This is a genomic window from Aeromicrobium phragmitis (assembly GCF_003674095.1).
Lineage (GTDB): Bacteria > Actinomycetota > Actinomycetes > Propionibacteriales > Nocardioidaceae > Aeromicrobium > Aeromicrobium phragmitis.
In genome coordinates this window covers 1-461 of the sequence record NZ_RDBF01000080.1, presented here as the reverse complement: position 1 = coordinate 461, position 461 = coordinate 1, and the positions used below count along the sequence as shown (strand labels likewise).

The 461-nt window shown below is 69.4% G+C and carries 1 protein-coding gene; it reads right to left on the bottom strand.

Going from position 1 to position 461, the window contains the following annotated elements:
- Positions 1 to 77: 77 nt before the first annotated feature.
- On the bottom strand, positions 78 to 461 hold a 384-nt coding region (locus D9V41_RS16340; protein ID WP_208006910.1), incomplete at its 5' end, for a pyridoxamine 5'-phosphate oxidase family protein.

Sequence of the window (461 nt, the reverse complement as noted above, 5' to 3'; positions counted from 1 at the left end):
ACCGCGGCGATGCTGCGTTTCCAGGAGTCGCTCGCTGACACCGCCCGCGCCAAGGGCGCGGCGGTCCGCGACGCCGCTCAGCCGCGATAGAGGTTGGCCTCGTAGGCCGAACCGTAGTAGCGCTCCAACTCCTCGATCGAGTTCTCCGCGCCCTCGAGAGTCTTCGCGAGGCGAGCACGGGAGGCGACAGCCGTGGGATTCCACGTCTCGGGCTTCCACAGATGCGCGCGGAGGAACGCCTTCGCGCAGTGGAAGAACACCTGCTCGACCGCGACCTCCAGCAGGAGCCGCGGCACATGTCCGTCGACGGCGAACGCGTCGCGGTACGGCGCATCGGCGAGGATGCGAGCCCGGCCGTTCACTCGCAGCGTGTCGCCACGGCCCGGGATCAGGAAGAGCAGCCCCACGTGGGGGTTGCTGAGGATGTTGAGGAAGCCATCGGCGCGGCGGTTTCCCGGCCG